Consider the following 17,625-nt stretch of genomic DNA (forward strand, 5'->3'; position numbering starts at 1 on the left):
TTCAGCCAGGGCAGGTAGTCGGGGGTGCGGTTGAGGAGCACGTAGCCCCAGGCCGCGGTGGCCGTGGCGGTGGCCGCGAGCGTGAGCGACGCCCACGTCCTCGACCGCTCCTCCCACAGGACCGTGACGCCCATACCGACCAGGGCGGCGATGTAGGGGGCGAGCGCCACCGTGTAGTACTGGTGGAAGATGCCCGCCATGTAGCTGAAGATGACCGCGGTCATCAGCAGGGAGCCGCCCCAGGCGAGGAACGAGCCGCGGACCGGGTCCGTGCGCCCCGCCATGGGGGTCCCCCCGCTCGAGCGAAGCCGAGAGTGGGGGAGGGTGAGCACCAGGCCCGCGACGAGCAGGATCAGCGCCGCCGGGAGCAGCCAGGAGATCTGGGAGCCGATCTCGGAGTTGAACATCCGGTTCCAGCCGGTCGCGCCCCACTGGCCGCCGTTGCCGCCGCCACCGCCGCCGACGCTGCCGGTCTCGTCGCCGTTGATGCGGCCCAGGCCGTTGTAGCCGAAGGTCAGCTCCAGGAAGGAGTTGTTCTGCGAGCCGCCGATGTACGGGCGGGACGAGGCAGGCCACAGCTCGACGATCGCGACCCACCAGCCGCCGGAGACGACCAGCGCGACGGTGGCGAGGCCCAGTTGCGCGAGCCGCTTCCTCAGCCTCACCGGGGCGCAGACGCCGTACACCAGCGCCAGCGCCGGCAGGATCAAGAAGGCCTGCAGGGTCTTCGTCAGGAAGGCGAAGCCGACCGCGACACCCGCCCACACCAGCCACTTGGTGCGGCCGTCCTCCAGCCCCCGGATGACGAAGTAGACGGTGAGCGACATCAGCAGCGCGAGCAGCGCGTCCGGGTTGTTGAACCGGAACATCAGCGCCGCGACCGGGGTGAGCGCGAGCACCGCGCCCGCGATCAGACCGGCGGCCGGACTGAACCGGCGCCGGACGGCCGCGTACACCACGGCGACCGTGAGGACGCCCATGACGACCTCGGGGACCAGGATCGCCCACGAGTTGAGGCCGAAGATCCGGACCGACAGGGCCATCGGCCACAGGGAGGCCGGTGGCTTGTCGACGGTGATGGCGTTGCCCGCGTCCAGCGAGCCGAAGAAGAACGCCTTCCAGGACTTGCTGCCGGCCTGGACCGCCGCCGAGTAGAACGAGTTGGCGTACCCGGAGGCGCTCAGGTCGTACAGGTACAGCAGCCCGGTGGCGAGCAGCAGGCCGAGGAACGCGGGGCGTACCCAGCGGGGGTCCTCGGGCCGGCCGCGCCAGAGTCTGCGCGTGAGCGGCTGCTGTGGCTGACCGGAGCCGGGGGCGGGGGTCGGTGGCGCGGCGGGTGTCTGCGGGGGAGCGGCCGGGGGCGGTCCCCAGGCGTGGGGGGCCGCACCCCCCTGGTAGGTCGGCTGTTCGTAGTGCGTGCTCATCGGAAGTCCCTCGGGTCGGTGTCCTGCGGGCGCACCGGCTGCAGCGGCACGGTGGCGTCCCTGAAGGGGGCGCGGTCCGCGTCGGCACCGGCGCGGAAGGGAGTGGGGTCGTACTCGGTGTCGTACGCGGCCTGCGGTGCCGCGTGGCGCTGGGGCAGCGGCGGGAGCGGCCGGTACGCGGGCCCCGGGACGTGTCGCTGGTGGGGGACCTCGGCCTGGGGCGTCGGGGTGTCGTCGCGGCGGTCGGGGAACACCCAGGCCCTGAAGAGCAGGAACCGCAGCACGGTCGCCGCGAGGTTGGCGGCGATCAGCACCGCCAGCTCGGTTGTGTGCGCCGGGTTGCTCGTGGCCGCGTTCAGGGCCGCGAGGGAGCCGCTCGTCAGGGCGAGGCCGATACCGAAGACCACCAGGCCCTGCGCCTGATGGCGGACGGCGCCGCCCCTGCCGCGGACGCCGAAGGTGAGCCGGCGGTTGGCCGCCGTGTTGGCGACCGCCGAGACCAGCAGGGCGAGCGCGTTGGCGATCTGCGAGCCCGAGAACTGCCGGAAGACGCTGTAGAGCAGCAGATAGAACAGGGTGGACAGGCCGCCGACCACGCAGAAGCCGACGAGCTGGCGGGCCAGGCCCCCCGGCACGTCTTTGAGGTCGCGGTCGCGCGGATCGTCACCGAACGGCCGGGCCAGCCGGTCCAGCGGCAGCGAACCGGTGGCCAGCGCCCTGCCGACGCGCCACACGCCCCTGAGGTCGTCGGTCGCGGTCTTCACGATGTTCACCGTGGAGTCCGGGTCGTCGACCCAGTCGACCGGCACCTCGTGGATGCGCAGCCCCGCCCGCTCGGCGAGCACCAGCATCTCGGTGTCGAAGAACCAGCCGGTGTCCTCCACCAGCGGCAGCAGCACCTGGGCCACATCACGGCGGATCGCCTTGAAGCCGCACTGCGCGTCGGAGAACCGGGCCTGCAGCGAGCCGCGCAGGATGAGGTTGTAGGCCCGGCTGATGAACTCCCGCTTGGGGCCGCGCACGACCCGGGAGCTGCGAGCGAGCCGGGAGCCGATCGCCAGGTCGGAGTGACCGGAGATCAGCGGCGCGACCAGCGGGAGGAGTGCGTTGAGGTCGGTGGACAGGTCCACGTCCATGTAGGCGAGGATCGGGGCGTCGGAGGCGGACCAGACGGTCCGCAGCGCCCGGCCGCGGCCCTTCTGTTCCAGCCGGAAGGACCTCACCTCGGGGAGCCGCTCCTCCAGCCGCGCCGCCACCTGCGGGGTGGAGTCCGTGGACGCGTTGTCCGCGATCGTGATGCGGAACGCGTACGGGAAGGTGCGCTTGAGGTGCTCGTGCAGTCCGAGCACACATGGCTGGAGGTCCTTCTCCTCGTTGTAGACGGGGATCACTACGTCCAGGACAGGCGTACCGGCTCCTGCGGCCGGGAGGTGCTCCCGCGCCGGCAGGGTGCCGGGAGAAGAGTCGGTTCGCATGGAACCGACTCTTCTCAAGCGCCCTGTCGCACCCGTGTGGTGGCGCTGTGCTGTGCCTGTGAGTGCTGTTGCCAGGCCGTTTCGGGGGCCGGCGAGGGCACGCGCGGGGTCAGCGCCGGCAGATGCACGGTGAACACCGTGTGCCCGGGAACGCTGTCGACGGTCACGGCGCCGCCGTGCGCGGTCGCGACGGCCTGCACGATGGCGAGCCCGAGCCCGGTGGAGCCGGTGGCCCGGGAGCGCGCCGAGTCGCCGCGCGCGAACCGCTCGAAGACGTGCGGCAGCAGATCGGGCGGGATGCCCTGCCCGTCGTCCTGGACGTCCACGCACAGCCACGGTCCGCGCCGCTGCACGCGTGCGGTGACGGTCGTACCGGGCGGGGTGTGGGTCCGGGCGTTGGCGAGCAGGTTGACGAGCACCTGTTGCAGCCGTGCGGCGTCCGCCGACACGAGCGCCGGCTCGTCGGGCAGTTCGAGCCGCCAGCTGTGGTCGGGGCCGGCGGCGCGCGCGTCGCTGATCGTGTCCACGACGAGCGGGACGAGGTCGGTCTGCTCGAACTGGAGCGGGCGGCCGGCGTCGAGCCGGGCGAGCAGCAGCAGGTCCTCGACGAGAAGGGTCATGCGCCCGGCCTCGGACTCGATCCGTCCGAGGGCGTGCCGTGTGTCGGGGCCCTGTTCCTCGCGTCCCCGTCTGGTCAGCTCGGCGTACCCGCGGATGGAGGCCAGCGGCGTGCGCAGCTCGTGACTGGCGTCCGCGACGAACTGCCGTACCCGCGTCTCGCTCTGCTGCCGTGCGTGCAGGGCGCCGTGGACGTGGTCGAGCATGCGGTTGAGGGCGGCCCCGACCTGCCCGACCTCGGTGTGCGGATCGGTCTCGGACTCCGGGACCCGCTCGTTGAGGGTCACCTCACCGGTGTGCAGGGGGAGTTCGGAGACACGGGTGGCGGTCGCGGCCACCTTCCGCAGGGGCCGCAGCGCGATCCCGACGAGCACGGAACCTGCGATGCCGGCGGCGACCAGGCCGGCGGCGGTGACGCTGATCTCCACGACCACGAGCGTCTTGATGTTGTTGGTGACGGCTCGTGTCGGCAGGGCGACGAAGAAGGTGCCCCGGCCGCCGGTGACGTACTTGACGCGGTACTCGCCGAGCCCCGGGAGCGTGACGGTGTGCACCTTGCTGTCACGGGGCACGGAGGCCAGTGCGGCGGTCTGTGCGTGGGAGAGCTCGACGGCCTTCATCCGCTCGAAGCCGGCGCTGGTGGAGGAGACCTCCTTCGCGATGACCGCCTTCCTGACGGCACCGGTGGAGTCCGTCTGAGCGGCGACCGTGTCGGGTTGCGTCGGCCCCTTGGTGACGAAGTCGTCCAGCCTGTTCTGCGTCGTCACGGTGCCGGAGGAGCTCCCCGTCGCACCCCCGTTCGGGTTGTCCGGGCCGCCCGGACGACCGTCCCCGAGGCCGGCCAGGCTTCCCCCGGGCGGACCCGAGACGCGCTTGCCGACATCGGCCACCTGCCCGTCCAGCTCCCCGTACAGGTGCTGCCCCAGCGCGATGGTCGTCACGGTGCCGATCACGGCGCAGACCACGGCGATCAGACTGACCGCCGAGACGACGAGCCGCGTCCGCAGCGTGCGCGGCTGTCGTCCTCGCCTCTGCGTACGCGGCCGTCGTCGCCTGCTCATGCCGCCGCGGGCTTGATCATGTAACCGGCGCCGCGCCGGGTGTGGATCATCGGCTCGCGACCCGCGTCGATCTTCCTGCGCAGGTACGAGATGTAGAGCTCCACGACGTTGGCCTGGCCGCCGAAGTCGTACGACCACACCCGGTCGAGGATCTGCGCCTTGCTGAGCACGCGCCGCGGGTTGCGCATCAGGAAGCGCAGCAGCTCGAACTCGGTGGCGGTGAGGTGGATGTTCTCCCCGCCCCGGGACACCTCGTGGCTGTCCTCGTCGAGCATGAGGTCCCCGACGACCAGAACGGAGTCGGAGCGGCGGTCGGCGGCACCGGACCGGCGGATCAGCCCGCGCAGCCGGGCCACGACCTCTTCCAGGCTGAACGGCTTGGTGACGTAGTCGTCGCCCCCGGCCGTCAGTCCCGCGATCCGGTCCTCGACGGCGTCCTTGGCGGTGAGGAACAGAACCGGCACATCGGGCAGCTCACGCCGCAGCCGACCGAGGATCGTCAGGCCGTCCATGTCCGGGAGCATCATGTCGAGCACGACGGCGTCGGGCCGGAAGTCACGCGCGGTCTGAATCGCGCCGTGTCCGTCACCCGCGCTGCGGATCTGCCAGCCTTCGTAACGAAGGGCCATGGACAGCAGTTCGGTGATCGACAGCTCGTCGTCCACCACCAGCACTCGGACGGGGCTCCCGTCCGGCCTCAGCAGTTCGGTGCGCCCCTGGGGCGAGGTCGTGGTCATGGTGGACACCTTGTCGGGGTCCTCTGAGAGCGCCCTTTCACGAATCTGTGATTTTCCTGAGAAACGCACAGGCGGCTCTCAGGAAACTCCTGGGTAGATGCCTTGACGCGCTGTCAGAGAGCAACCGGACGACGGCCCCCGGGCGACCCGCCCCGGTCACCCACGCGCCGGATCCCGCTCGAACGTATGGCTGCGCTCGACCTTGGCGACGTGCACGGTGTACGCCTCGTACCACTGGGCGCGCCCGCGCTTCTGGGCGGCGCGGTGCTCCAGGTCGCTCCGCCACTCCTCGACGGCGGCCAGGTCCCGGAAGTACCCGACCGTGATCCCCAGGCCGCCCGGCGTCCGGGCTTGGTCCATCCCGAGGAACCCGGGGACCTCTTTGACGAGTTCCTCCAGCCGCTCGGCGGTCTCCCCGTACCCGTCGCCGTCCTCGGTCCGCACGGAGGTGAAGACGACGGCGTAGTAGGGGGGTTCATGGGCGGTGACAGGCGCAACGCGGCGATCGCTCATGTCGCAACGATCGGCCACGGCGGCACGGACGTCCAGCCCCTTTCCGGACGCCGAGCCGAATCGGGATCCCGATAGGACCGGAGCGGGATCCGAGCGGCGACCAGGCGGAGCGCCGGCTGTCGGCCGGCAAGGAAGCCGCTGTCAGAACAGCCCGTCCTGCACCCCCGTCTCCCCCACCTCCCGCACCGGCACGGTCACCTCGTCCCGCTCGGCACCCGTCAGCTCCCACCCCGTCATCAGCCGCGTGTCCAGCACCAGGACCCCGCGCCCGGTGGCGAGGTGGAGATCAGGCCCTGCGACCGCCAGCACACCACCGCTCACCCCGGCGCCCGCCACCAGCTCGCTCACCACTGCGTCCATCCGGGGCAACCCCTCCAGCCCGAACACCCCGCCGTGGTCGACGGCCAGGAACGGCGCCCGCTCCAGCGACTCCGGCCAGCCGCCGAGCGACACCGCCCGCGCGTGCAGCTCAGCCAGCTCCTCGACCCGCTCCCCGACCGGCGGCAACGCGGCCCGCACCGCCCGCTTGTCGGCGTACGGGATCCGGTCGGGCACCCGGAGGGCGGCCCGCAGCAGCTCCTCCGCGCGCCTCGCCGCCATCAGCGGCCCGCACCCCAGCCAGCTGAAACAGACGGCACCCTGCTCCAGCAACCGTGCGGAGCCCCGCTCGGCCGCGGTGATCCCGACCTTGACCATGCCGGGCCCGAACCAGGCGAGATACACGCGGTACGGCCGCGGATCGTCGGCGAAGGTGTCGGCGGCGACGGAATGGGCCCGGTCGAGGCGGGCGCACTCCTCGCACCGCCCGCCCGTACTGCGCCCGGGCACCACGGCCCGCGCCGCACAGCCATGCCCCCGTGCCCCCACACACCGGCGCACACTCCCCGCGACCACCGCGAAGGCCACCCGCTTCCCCCGCTCCAGCGCACTGCGCCGCCCCCCTTCCCATGCCAGCACGGGCCCGTCCTCACCCCACCGCAGCCCCGCACATCTCCACACCTGAGTCATCGCTGCCGAGAGTAGGCGTCCCCACTGACAACGCGATGCGTGGGCGCACCCGCCCGTGCCCGGGACCCGCCTGCTCCGCTCCGGCGTGCGCCGACGGAATCCGCACCACCCTCGCGAAATGTTTTCGTGCGTCAATTCGCACTTTCGGGCACCTTGCCTTTCGTTGACGGTATGTCAACGGCGCGGGACCGTAGAAGCGATTTCAGTAGTGCTTTGCACTTCCGAGATCGCCGAACCGTGCGGTGCCACGTGGGTCGCCAATGCGGCCGTAGCGTCATTACTCGGGCCACCGCTTCACGAACGGTTACAAGTGCGGAGGAGGAAATATGTCGAAGAAGAAAGCCGCCAAGAGAGCCCGGAGAAGCCGCAGATATGTGATCGCCGTCCTGGCGGCTGCGTCAGCGCTGTTCACGGCTCAGGGCACCGCGTGGGCGGGCACACCCACCTTTGCGACCCATGTCGACTACGCGGCAGGCAACGCCTCTCAGGCGGTGCGGGTGGCCGACTTCGACAAGGACGGCCACCTCGACCAGGTCGTGGCGAACTCGCTGGACAATACGGTGTCGGTGTTACTGGGCAACGGCGACGGCACCTTCGCCACCAAGACCGACTTCGGCACGGGGGACTACCCGGGCGGCATCGCGGTCGGTGACTTCGACGAGGACGGCAATCCGGACCTGGCGGTCGACAACCTGAACGGTGACACGGTGTCGGTGCTGCTCGGCAACGGCGACGGCACCTTCGCCACCAAGGTCGACCACGCGACCGGCTCGGGCCCCTACAAGGTGGAGGTCGGTGACTACGACAAGGACGGCCACATCGACCTCGCGACCTCCAACACGAACGACAACACGGTGTCGGTGCTGCTGGGCAACGGCGACGGCACCTTCGGCCACCAAGACCGACTACGGCACGGGAGCGTACCCGTTCTCGGTCGTGGCCAAGGACGTGAACAAGGACACCGACCTCGACCTGGTCGTGTCCAACGTCAGTGACAACACGGTGTCGGTGCTGCTCGGGAACGGCGACGGCACCTTCGGCACCAAGACCGACTACGGCACGGGCGGCTCGCCCACCCGGGTCCAGGTGGCGGACTTCGACGGGGACGGCAACCTCGACGTCGCGGTCCCCGATCTGAGCGATGCCGCGGTGTCGGTGCTGCTCGGCAACGGCGACGGCACCTTCGGAACCAAGACCGACTACCCGGTGGGTGACGCGCCGATCCCGCTGGACGTGGCGGACTTCGACGGTGACTCGCATCTGGATCTCGTGGTAGGCAACGACAACGACGGGACGGTGTCGGTGTTGCCGGGCAACGGCGACGGCACCTTCGGGACCAGGGCCGACTTCACCGTCGGTGACGGGCCGTTCGGCATCGCGGTGGGGGACTTCGACGAGGACTCCCGCCCCGATGTGACGGTGGCCAATTACACCTCGGCCAACGTGTCGGTCCTCCTCAACACCACATCCCCGTAAGGCCAGGAGCCGCCCTGAGACGCCCTAGGCGACAGAGTGGGTCACTGTGCCGGTATAGGTGCCCGCCACTGCGCTGGCGGGCACCGACATGACCAGCGTCGGCTGCCAGACACAGGAAGTGCCGCTGGGACTGACCGAGGCGTAGGAGAACGCCGTGCGGGCGATGTCCAGAGCCACCTTGCTGGCAGCCGTGGGCTGACCGGGGCTGAAGGTTCCGGGCCCCGACTTGGACACGGCCGGCCCCGACCAGTAGGACAGGTTCCCTCGCGCGATGGTCTCGGCGGCGGAGCCTCGTCCCGTGGTGAAGTCGGTCGCCGACACCGTCGCGGTCCACCGCATCTGATTACTGCTCGTGACCTTGACCTGCCCCAACTGAACGGTCGTCGTGCTGCCGGGTGTTGCCGATCCGAGGTTGACCGACGCGGGGGCCGTGACCGAGGCCGAGGAGAGCGCTTCGGGAACCAGATAGACGGCGGTGGCCGCAGCCTCTGCCTGTGGGGCCTGCCCCGACGGAAGGAACAGGCAGTTCACACACAACGCTCCTCCCACACCGATCCGCAAGGAGATTCGGAACCATGAGAGGGGACGGGATCCCACTCATTCTCCTTCTGTTCGTCCGGCGTGTGCTTCTCCTGCATTCTGGGCGAACAAGAGGAGGGATCTGTGTGCTCGCCGACGCGACGTTTGTGGGTTCACCCATGAGAGTCACACAGAAGGAACTCGTGTTTGGTTTCCGGTGGAACGCCGGCGCCGAGACCGTCGATATCGCAGAAACGACATCGCGCCGCCGGTGACAGTCAGCACAATTCCCGTCGCGGCGTACCAGACCCTGCGGTCGGACGTGATCACGGCCCAGGCGACCGACGCGCCCCCCGGCTTCGGAAAGATCAACCGGGCGGAGAAGTCGTGCTGCACCATTCCGCTCTCCAGGTGCAGACGCGCGGTCCACGGACCGGCAGGCAGGCTTTTGTCCAGACCGTCCACTCGGACGGTTCCCGTACCGCCCGGAGGCAGCGTGGTGCCCTCGGTGACCGGGTGCGCCCCGGCGCTCAGCCCACCCGGGCCGTCCGAAAGGATGAGCTTCCCTCGCAGATCCAGTGCTCGCCTTCCCGTGTTGCACACATGGGCGATGACGCCTGGCAGTCCCTTCTTGTCACGGAGGGCGACGATCTTCTCGATCCGGAAGTCGGCGTACTCACCGCTGTTGCTGATGTCCAGATAGACCCGCGTCCCCACGCGCACCACTGAGCCGACGTTGTGCGTGGCGTCCGGCGGGGTTCCGCTCTCCGCCCAGACGACGGCGTAACGCTCCCCCGGCGTCGCTGTGCGCGGCACTTCGATCGTGACCTTGGCCTCGGTCTTCTCCCACGGCTTGAGCCTGAGGACGGCGGGCCTGACGCTGGTCCAGCGGGTCAGCTCGTTGGGAGTCCGCCCCTCGGCGAACAGGAACCTGTTGCCCGAGATCTGCGCCGCACCCGGATACAGCTGCACTTCCCGCCTGCTGCCGGACTTGTTGGCCACCTCGAACCGGCGCTCGATGACGGTTCCCGGCTTCAGATGGTCGACGATGTACTTCAGCGCGCGAGGGTCCTCGCGCCGCACGACCGGTGCTTCCAGGAGACGGAAGCCGATGTATCCGATCCCGGACGAGGAGTCGGCAGCCGCGGTCGGCACGTCGGCGACGGAACCCGCCAGGACGGCGAGAACGGCGAACAGGGTTGGGAGACACGAGGTGCTTCTTCTGCGCACGGCCTGAGACTCACGCCACGGAGTGCGTGATGGTGCCCGAATAGGTACCGGAGACGTTCCCCGCCGGCACGTTGACGGTGAGGGTGGGATTCCAGCTGACGGAGTTGGCGCCGTCGCCGCTCGTACGGGAGAAAGCGGTGATGGGGCTGGCCAGGCTCCCCGCATTCCCGGGGGTGTGCGGCGGGTTCGTTTCGGCGGTGGCCGACCCGGGGGTGTACGTCACGTTGCTGCCTGAGATCGTCTCGGCGGCCGTGCCGCCACCCGTCTTGAAAGCAGAGCTCAGGGAGACGGTCGCGATCCACGTGGTGCCCAGCTGAGAGCGCTGGTCACTCACCGTGACGATTCCTAGCTGGCCGGTCGCCGAGCCGCCGGGAGCAGCCGTCGAGAGCGAAGCGTTGGCGGGAGCGGTGATCGTCAGACCCGTGGTCGCGGTCACCGTGAACGTGGTCACCGTGTCGGCGGCCGTAGCAGGGATGGAAAGAGCCATGACGGCCCCCACCGTCGCGACCTGGATCACCACAGCGTCACGGGTCCTCATTCTCACTCCTCCGAAACCTGATCAATGCGTCGCCTATTGGTATCCGCTCATACGGCAGCCCTGGAGGTCCGCTGACGATCAACACGCCATAGGGGCACCCCAAGAGTCCGTACGGCCTATTCCGGAGGAGTCCGTTCCTGAGTGCACGAGCTGATGGACAGTCATGTGGCGGGAGTCGGTGGGCGGGTGACCTGCAGGAGGGTGCTGCCGCGCGCAGGCCCCAGTCCGGCGGGGCCGATCCGGGGCGCTGGACGCATGACTGCTCGATGGAATTGTCCGATTACTCAGCGTGTCGACTCGGGTCGACAGCGAGGTGGGCCTGCGAGAGCATGGACGGGACCGAAAGGCCGGCCCCCTGGTAGGGGCATGGCCGTCCTCGGATACGGAGTCCATGCGCAGGAAGCCGTCCGGGAGTTGTCCCGGCCTCACGGCTCCGGATGTGAGACCGCGCTGTTCGGGCGTGGAACCTCAGCATTCCTTCGCGCCCGCCCCCGCGTGTTCGAACCTCCCGCACCTGCACGTGGTTCCGTATGCCCCGAAGGGAAGGCAGAACCGTGAACGCACGTTCTCGTCTCGCAGCGTTGGCCCCCCTCGCCCTCTCCTCACTGGCATTCGGCTCGCTGCCCCTCATGGCCGGGCCCGCCCAGGCAGCGACGCCCACGGCCACGTGCCATGTGACACAAGACGCCCAGAAGCCCGACCGGTTCAACGTCATCGGGACGGGACTCACGCCAGGAGCGAACGTCAGCATCAGCCAGGGAGCCAACTCATTCGGCTTCAGGGCTTCGGCCGACGGTGGGCTCTCGGGCACGCTCACGGTTTCGCAGCAGGGCGGACCCGTGACCCTGCAGGAGGAGGGCGGACCCAAGCTCAGCTGCGGCTCGGTCAAGCAGGCCGAGGCGAAGCAGACCCAGGAGCAGTACGCCAAGGGCTACAAGGACGGCTTCAACCTCGCGAAGTCGACCTGCAAGGCCCAGGCGCCGCAGGGCGTCACCGCAGTGGACCCCAACTACGAGAAGGGCTTCAACGCGGGAGCGGCCGCAGCGATCGCCAAGTACTGCTAGCAGGGCCGGCAGGCCCACGAGAGCCGGCCACACATAGACGCCCTTGAGCGTCGCAGCCCATGAGTGAGCCGGTGAGGAGTCGGCCGGTGGTGCGCTGGAACCGCGCGAGACGCGACGTCCACACCACCGGCCCGACCTCAGGCTCGGCGAGCCGGACGAGGAATCGGGAGAGGCGGAGTCGCACGCCTGCGGCGGAGATCCGGTTCCGGCCGCGCTGATGTCACCGACTGACGTCAGAAGCCCTCTGGGATGATCCCAGAGGGCTTCTGACCTGTGCGCACTCGGCAGGATTCGAACCTGCAACCTTCTGATCCGTAGTCAGATGCTCTATCCGTTAAGCTACGAGTGCTTGTTCTGTTTTCGTCTCCGCTCCCGGCCCTTCCGGCCCGCTCGCGGCGACAGGAAGAACATTACATGACTGCCGCCGCCATGTGAAATCCGTTTGCCCCACCCCTTGTGACCTGCGAAAACGCGTTGCCGGGTGGGTCTCGGGGCGGCTTCCGGGGGCGGGGCGGGAGCGGCTCCCAGGGCCTGCCCCGGAAGCATCGAAGCCCCGGTCGCGAGGACCGGGGCTTCGGTGATCGAGCGCGGAGGCGGAGGGATTTGAACCCTCGATGGGCTTTAAGGCCCAAACCGCATTAGCAGTGCGGCGCCATAGACCGGACTAGGCGACGCCTCCAGCACAACCGCTCACACGCGAGCGCGAGTGGTGCGTGCAGATGATGACACAGCCGAGCGGGGTGTCACCAATCGGCTCCCACGGTACTAGGCGGAAAGCCCGCAGGGCAAAGCACGGGGCCGCATCGGGCTCCATTGAGTCGTGTCGCCCGCCACCAGGGCCCATGGACGGTCGCCGATTCGCCGGACGTGACCCTTCGCAGCATCCGCCGGCACGCTCCGCAACCGCTCCACCCCGTTGCCGTTAGGCAGGACATGGACCACTTCCGTCTTCGCCGCCGCCCTCTCCTCCTCGGAGCCCTCGCTCTTCTCCCTCTCACCGCCGCCGCCGGGCCCGCGCACGCGCACGGTCAGCGCCCGGCCCCTCACGGTGACCGGCTCCTCGTCACCGTCCGCCACACCGGGGGCGCCGACGGTGTCTACATGCTGCGGTGCCGGCCGGCAGGCGGCACCCACCCCGCCGCCGGCCGCGCGTGCGCCGTGCTCGAGCGGCGGACCGTCTGGGGGCGGGACCCCTTCGCCCCGGTGCCGCCGGACAGGCACTGCACCCTGCAGTACGGCGGGCCCGCCACCGCGCACGTCACCGGGAGGTGGGCCGGGCGGCCGGTCGACGCGTGGTTCGACCGCGGGGACGGGTGCCGGATCGCCCGCTGGGACGCGCTGGTGCCGCTCCTGCCGGACGTTCGTTCGTAGCGGGCGACGCTGCCGGAGCCCCCGCGCACGGCCACCTGCGCGGTCACAGGTTCTGCGTCACTTCCGCGTGCGACCTCCCTCTCATCCGGCGCCGCGGGCGCGACGACTGCCCGTAGACTCCCTCGCGTGACACGCTGCGGGCCGATTGGCAAGATGGCCCTCGCGGTCGGCAAGGTGCGGTAACAGGGAGGAAGCGTCTCGTGAGCAGCAGGCCATCCCGAGGCGCTGCTCGCCTCGCTGCCATACTGGACGCGCTCCCCGACGCATTGGTGCTGGTCAACGCCAACGGCACGGTCGTCAACGCCAACACCATCGCCCTGGAGGCCTTCGAGACGCCCGGGACCGCGCTCGTCGGGCGCGGGCTGCTCGATCTGCTGCCGCAGTTCGACTCGCGGCTGATCCCCGGCTCCATGCGCCGCCCGGACTCCCTCGACCCGCGCGGGCAGACCAAGCCGACCCGGATGATCGCCCGGCGCACGGACGGCAGCGAGTTCCCCGTCGAGGTCACGAGCGCCAACCTGGAGGACGGCCGGCAGGCCTACGACGGCTACGGCTACACCGGCGACGAACTGCTGATGCTCGTCGTCCGCGACCTGTCCGGCACCATCGACACCGAGGCCGAACTCGCCCGCTCGCAGCGGCAGACCGAGATGATCCTGCGCGCTGCGGCCGAGGGCGTGGTGGGCACGGACACCGACGGGCGGATCGTGCTCGTCAACCCGGCCGCCGCCCAGATCCTCGGCTACCGCGCCAGCGACCTCGGCGGCAAGGAGCTGCACACCCTCGTCCTGCACTCCCGCGAGGACGGCTCCCCCTTCCCGTACACGGAATCGCCGCTGTACGACACCCTGCGCTCCGGGCGCAAGCACCGGGTTCGCGGGCAGGTGCTGTGGTCGAAGCCCGGGGACAAGGTGCCGGTCGATCTGACGACCTCGCCGGTGCGCGACGGCGACCAGATCGTCGGCGCCGTGATGACCTTCACCGACCGGCGCCCGTTCGACGCGCTCGTCGCGGAGAAGGACGAGGCCGTCAAGCAGCACCAGGAGGAGCTCGAGCGGGTCGCCAAGGAGCACCGTGAGGAGCTGGAGCGGCTGCGCGAGGAGCATGCCGCCGAGCTCGCCGAGCTGCGCGAGCGGCACGCGGAGGAGATCGCGGCCGGCGAGGAGCGCTACGCCGCCCTCGGCGAGCGCGAGAAGGACCGCTACGAGGCGCTGACCGCCCGGCACGACCAACTGCTCGCGGTACTCGGCCAGTCGCTGCGCGGCCCCCTCGACGAACTGCGCGGTGAGCTGTCCAAGCTCGCCGCTGACGACGCCGGCCAGCTGTGGCCGGAGGCCAACCAGGTGCTCCACCACCTCGCGGCCGGTTACTCGCGCATCACCACCCTCATCGACAACGTCCTCGGTTACCAGCGGCTCGACGCCGGCGACGACGACCTCGCACGGACGGCCGTCATGCTCGACGCGGTGGTCGCCGCCGGTGTCGACGGCGCCGTCGAGCTGATCGGGCCCGGCCGGGTCCAGTTCGCGGTGCACGCTCCGCCCATCGAGGCCGAGGTCGACCCGCAGCGGCTCGCCCAGGCGCTGGCGCATCTGATCGCGGACGTGGCGGGCGTCGACTCCACGGGCAACGCGCCGGTCTCGGCGGGCGGTTACATGGACAACACCGTCGTCGTGGCGGCCGCACAGCGCGGCGAGGTCGTACGGATCGAGGTGCGCGGCCCGTACGCCGGGGGAGACGCGGTGCACCAGCCGATCGTCGGCGGCATCGTGCGCGCGCACGGCGGTGTGCTGCAGACGCACGAGGTGCCGGGCATGAGCGGCAGCGCGTACGTGCTCGAAGTGCCGCTCGGCGGTGGCGCGGGCGCGGTCGAGGCGGCCCCGGCGGAGCCCTCGGCCGAAACTCCGGCGGAGGGGCCCGGGAGCGAGATCGCGCTGCCCGAGCAGGGTGAGCAGCAGGGCGGCGGCCGACGGCGCGCCCGCCGGTCGTCCGTGGACGCGTTCCTGGAGAGCGAGGTCGGCGACTCCGCCCCCGCCCCGTCCGAGACGGCCGCGGCACCCACCGGGCGGCGCCGGCGACGTGCCGCGCAGGAACCCGCCGCCGAGGCACCGGTGCCGGCGCAGGCGACCGGTGGCGAGGGAGCCGAAGCCGCCGGAGGTACGGGACGCCGACACGGCCGGCCGAACCTCGCCGAGGGCGTGACCGAGGGCTCGGTGGTGACCGCCGCCGAGCACGCCGCGGGAGCCCCCGCCGCGGCCACCGGACTCGGCGGAACCGTGCCGCCGCAGGGCGTGCCGGCGCCGTCGGGCCGCCGGGCCCGCCGGGACACCGAGCAGCAGGCGCTGCCGCCCGCGCTGCCCGCCGCCTCCGATGCGCCGTCCTCCAGCGAGGCCCCCGCGCCCACCGGGCGCCGACGCCGTGCCCTGGCCGCCGCGAACGAGCGTGCCGCCGCAGCGGAAGCCGCTCCCCGTACGGTGTTCGCGCTGCCCCCCGCCGAGGCGGACCGCGCGCCGGAGCAGGACACGGCCGCCACCGCCGTCCCGGCCGACGAGGGCCGCCATGACGCCGTGCCGCACGTCGCCGAGGAGCACACGCCGCCGCAGCCGCACCCGGTGTCCGCGCCCACGGGCCGCCGGCGCGCCCGCCCGGCCGCCGAGCCCGGGCAGCCGCAGCAGGCGCCGGACGGCGCCTCCGCCACCGGGACACCGCCTCAGGACGTGCCCGCGCAGATGACGCCCGGCGCCCCTGCCGAAGGTGTTCCCGGGCAGGAGCGCCCGCAGCCCGTTCCGGTGCAGGGAGCCCCGGCCGCTCCGGCCGCGCAGGGCGGACCGGCGCTGCCCGGCGGGCCGCTGCCGGCTCAGGCGGCGCCCCAGCCGGTCCCCGCCCAGCCCGGCCCCGCCGTGCAGCCCCTGCCCATGGCACCGGGCCGACCGGTGGTGGCCCCGGGGCAGCCCATGGCCCCGGCTCAGCCGGTCCCCGCCGCCATGCCCGCCCAGCCCGTCGCGGGGCAGCCGAGCCGACCCCCCGTCGTGCCCCAGCCACAGCCCCAGCCCGGCCCGCACGCAACGCCGGCCGCGGCGCCCGCGGCAGCCGCCCCGACCGCCGGCGCCCCGGTGCCCCCGCAGGCTCCCCACCAGGCAGCCCCCGGCATCCTTGTGCCCCCGCAGGTCCCCCGGCCCGCTCCCGACACCTCGGTGCCCCCTCACCCGGCTCAACCCCAGCCGCAGTCCCAGCCCCAGCCCTGGCCCGGTTCTGGTGACACCGGCGCCGGCGTGCCCGCACCGCAGGCCCCGGGGACCACCCCGTCCGCGGGCACGCCGTTGCCGCCGGAGCAGCAGCGCACGCCCCAGCCGCGCGCAGCCCAGCCGCTGCCCGCGGAGTCGGCCGCCCCCGGCGACCCCCACTCGACACAGGGCCGCGCGATCAGCGTGCGCACGCTCGGCCAGGGGGTGCCCTTCGCGCGGCAGGCGACGCAGGCCGGGGCCCCGCCCCGCCCCACGGCGCCGACGCCTCCCCCGCACGCATCCAACGGTTCCGGCCGCCGCCGCAAGCTCGGCACGCCTCCCGAGCCGGCCGGTGAGCGCCCCGAGGCGACCGCGCGCCCGCACCCGCAGCCCGTGTCGGCCCCGGTTCCGCCCCAGCCGTCCCTGGCCGGGCAGTCCCGTCTCGCCCCGGCCACCGAGGGCGCCGGACGGTCGTACGCCATAGGGGCCCCGGACGAGAACGCCGACGAAGGTCCCGAGCCGCTCGACGGTCCCGGTGGTGCCATTGAAATCGCCGACCAGCCCCAGCTGCAGCCGATGGACGACGAGTTGCCCCCGGAGCCGCTCGACAACCCGCGCCGGCTGCTCGTGTGGCCCGCGCCGGACGTCACGACCCAGCAGGCGCTCAGCGACCGCGGCTACCGGCCCGTCGTCGTCAACTCCCGTGAGGAGGTCGACGCGCAGATCGCCGCGTTCCCGGCGGCGCTCTTCGTCGACCCGCTCACCGGCCCGATCACGCGCACCGCGCTCCAGTCGCTGCGCCAGGCCGCGGTGGCCGCGGAGGTCCCCGTCATGGTCACCGCGGGGCTCGGGCAGGCGACACGGGAGGCCGCGTACGGCGCCGACCCGGCCGTCCTGCTGAAGGCGCTCGCCCCGCGCGACTCCGAGCAGCACCCGCCGCGCGTGCTGCTCATCGAGGAGCACGCGGAGATCGCCCTGGCGCTGACGGCCACGCTGGAGCGGCGCGGTATGCAGGTCGCGCGGGCCGCTTCGGACGCGGACGCGGTCACCCTGGCCGCGCAGATGCGGCCGAACCTGGTGGTGATGGACCTGATGCAGGTGCACCGCCGTCAGGCCGGGGTCGTCGACTGGCTACGCGCGAACAACCTGCTCAACCGCACCCCCCTCGTCGTCTACACCGCCGCCGTGGACCCCGCCGACCTACCGCGGCTGGTCTCGGGTGAGACGGTCCTGTTCCTGGCGGAACGCTCGACCAGCACCGAGGTGCAGGACCGGATCGTGGATCTGCTGGCCCGCATCGGTACCAACTGAGGCCGGGGCTCAGCCCGAAGTCGGCACAAAGGCGCTGTTTCACGTGAAACAGCGCC

General features: G+C 71.6%; 14 protein-coding genes and 2 tRNA genes. 5 read left to right on the forward strand and 11 right to left on the reverse strand.

Going from position 1 to position 17,625, the window contains the following annotated elements:
* The 6 genes from C3488_RS00005 to C3488_RS00030 form a co-directional block, all read right to left on the reverse strand.
* Positions 1 to 1,424 (reverse strand): glycosyltransferase family 39 protein (locus C3488_RS00005; RefSeq protein ID WP_146067818.1); only part of this gene is annotated, 1,424 nt, incomplete at its 3' end.
* Complete coding sequence (locus C3488_RS00010) at positions 1,421 to 2,899, reverse strand: bifunctional glycosyltransferase family 2/GtrA family protein (protein ID WP_103837192.1); 1,479 nt, start codon at positions 2,897 to 2,899, stop codon at positions 1,421 to 1,423. The genes C3488_RS00005 and C3488_RS00010, both read right to left, overlap by 4 nt.
* A gap of 14 nt (positions 2,900 to 2,913) precedes the next feature.
* Positions 2,914 to 4,578, reverse strand: a complete 1,665-nt coding sequence (locus C3488_RS00015; protein ID WP_103837193.1) for a cell wall metabolism sensor histidine kinase WalK — start codon at positions 4,576 to 4,578, stop codon at positions 2,914 to 2,916.
* Entirely contained in the window at positions 4,575 to 5,315 is a 741-nt protein-coding gene (locus tag C3488_RS00020; protein WP_103837194.1) for a response regulator transcription factor, read from the reverse strand. The genes C3488_RS00015 and C3488_RS00020 overlap by 4 nt, the downstream gene beginning before the upstream one ends.
* A 156-nt stretch (positions 5,316 to 5,471) precedes the next feature.
* The gene (locus C3488_RS00025; protein ID WP_103837195.1) at positions 5,472 to 5,828 is read right to left on the reverse strand and encodes an antibiotic biosynthesis monooxygenase; all 357 of its coding nucleotides are present in this window, start codon (positions 5,826 to 5,828) and stop codon (positions 5,472 to 5,474) included.
* A 141-nt stretch (positions 5,829 to 5,969) separates the two neighbouring features.
* The gene (locus C3488_RS00030) at positions 5,970 to 6,836 is read right to left on the reverse strand and encodes a DUF2797 domain-containing protein (RefSeq protein WP_103837196.1); all 867 of its coding nucleotides are present in this window, start codon (positions 6,834 to 6,836) and stop codon (positions 5,970 to 5,972) included.
* A 326-nt stretch (positions 6,837 to 7,162) separates the two neighbouring features.
* Between C3488_RS00030 and C3488_RS00035 the strand changes: the two genes are divergently transcribed.
* Together C3488_RS00035 and C3488_RS00040 are read left to right on the forward strand one after the other, a co-directional pair.
* Positions 7,163 to 7,831, forward strand: a complete 669-nt coding sequence (locus C3488_RS00035; RefSeq protein ID WP_103837197.1) for a VCBS repeat-containing protein — start codon at positions 7,163 to 7,165, stop codon at positions 7,829 to 7,831.
* Positions 7,785 to 8,312: a VCBS repeat-containing protein gene (locus tag C3488_RS00040; RefSeq protein ID WP_181138828.1), complete on the forward strand. Its 528-nt coding sequence runs from the start codon at positions 7,785 to 7,787 to the stop codon at positions 8,310 to 8,312. The genes C3488_RS00035 and C3488_RS00040 overlap by 47 nt, the downstream gene beginning before the upstream one ends.
* Before the next feature lie 24 nt (positions 8,313 to 8,336).
* On the opposite strand, the gene C3488_RS00045 is transcribed toward C3488_RS00040, so the two are convergent.
* The 3 genes from C3488_RS00045 to C3488_RS00055 all read right to left on the reverse strand — a co-directional run bounded on the left by C3488_RS00045 (position 8,337) and on the right by C3488_RS00055 (position 10,599).
* Positions 8,337 to 8,843, reverse strand: coding sequence for a hypothetical protein (locus tag C3488_RS00045; protein ID WP_103837199.1), 507 nt, complete (start codon positions 8,841 to 8,843; stop codon positions 8,337 to 8,339).
* Between the two features lie 174 nt (positions 8,844 to 9,017).
* Entirely contained in the window at positions 9,018 to 10,061 is a 1,044-nt protein-coding gene (locus tag C3488_RS00050) for a peptidase (RefSeq protein ID WP_258053220.1), read from the reverse strand.
* A 10-nt stretch (positions 10,062 to 10,071) separates the two neighbouring features.
* Positions 10,072 to 10,599 carry a hypothetical protein gene (locus tag C3488_RS00055; protein ID WP_103837200.1) on the reverse strand — a complete coding sequence of 176 codons (528 nt, stop codon included), beginning with the start codon at positions 10,597 to 10,599 and terminating at the stop codon, positions 10,072 to 10,074.
* Positions 10,600 to 11,438: 839 nt separating this feature from the next.
* On the opposite strand from C3488_RS00055, the gene C3488_RS40010 reads away from it, so the two are divergent.
* Positions 11,439 to 11,663 carry a hypothetical protein gene (locus C3488_RS40010; RefSeq protein WP_146067819.1) on the forward strand — a complete coding sequence of 75 codons (225 nt, stop codon included), beginning with the start codon at positions 11,439 to 11,441 and terminating at the stop codon, positions 11,661 to 11,663.
* A 276-nt stretch (positions 11,664 to 11,939) separates the two neighbouring features.
* Here C3488_RS40010 and C3488_RS00065 read toward each other — a convergent pair.
* Both C3488_RS00065 and C3488_RS00070 read right to left on the reverse strand, forming a co-directional pair.
* Positions 11,940 to 12,012: transfer RNA gene (locus C3488_RS00065), tRNA-Arg, on the reverse strand.
* Positions 12,013 to 12,251: 239 nt separating this feature from the next.
* A tRNA-Ser gene (locus C3488_RS00070) sits at positions 12,252 to 12,342 on the reverse strand.
* A gap of 254 nt (positions 12,343 to 12,596) precedes the next feature.
* On the opposite strand from C3488_RS00070, the gene C3488_RS00075 reads away from it, so the two are divergent.
* A complete protein-coding gene (locus tag C3488_RS00075) occupies positions 12,597 to 13,034 on the forward strand; it encodes an SSI family serine proteinase inhibitor (protein ID WP_103837202.1) in 438 nt (145 codons plus the stop codon).
* A gap of 200 nt (positions 13,035 to 13,234) precedes the next feature.
* Positions 13,235 to 17,569, forward strand: a complete 4,335-nt coding sequence (locus tag C3488_RS00080; protein WP_103837203.1) for a PAS domain-containing protein — start codon at positions 13,235 to 13,237, stop codon at positions 17,567 to 17,569.
* Positions 17,570 to 17,625 lie beyond the last annotated feature (56 nt).

This window comes from Streptomyces sp. Ru72 (assembly GCF_002920635.1).
Classification (GTDB): Bacteria; Actinomycetota; Actinomycetes; order Streptomycetales; family Streptomycetaceae; genus Streptomyces.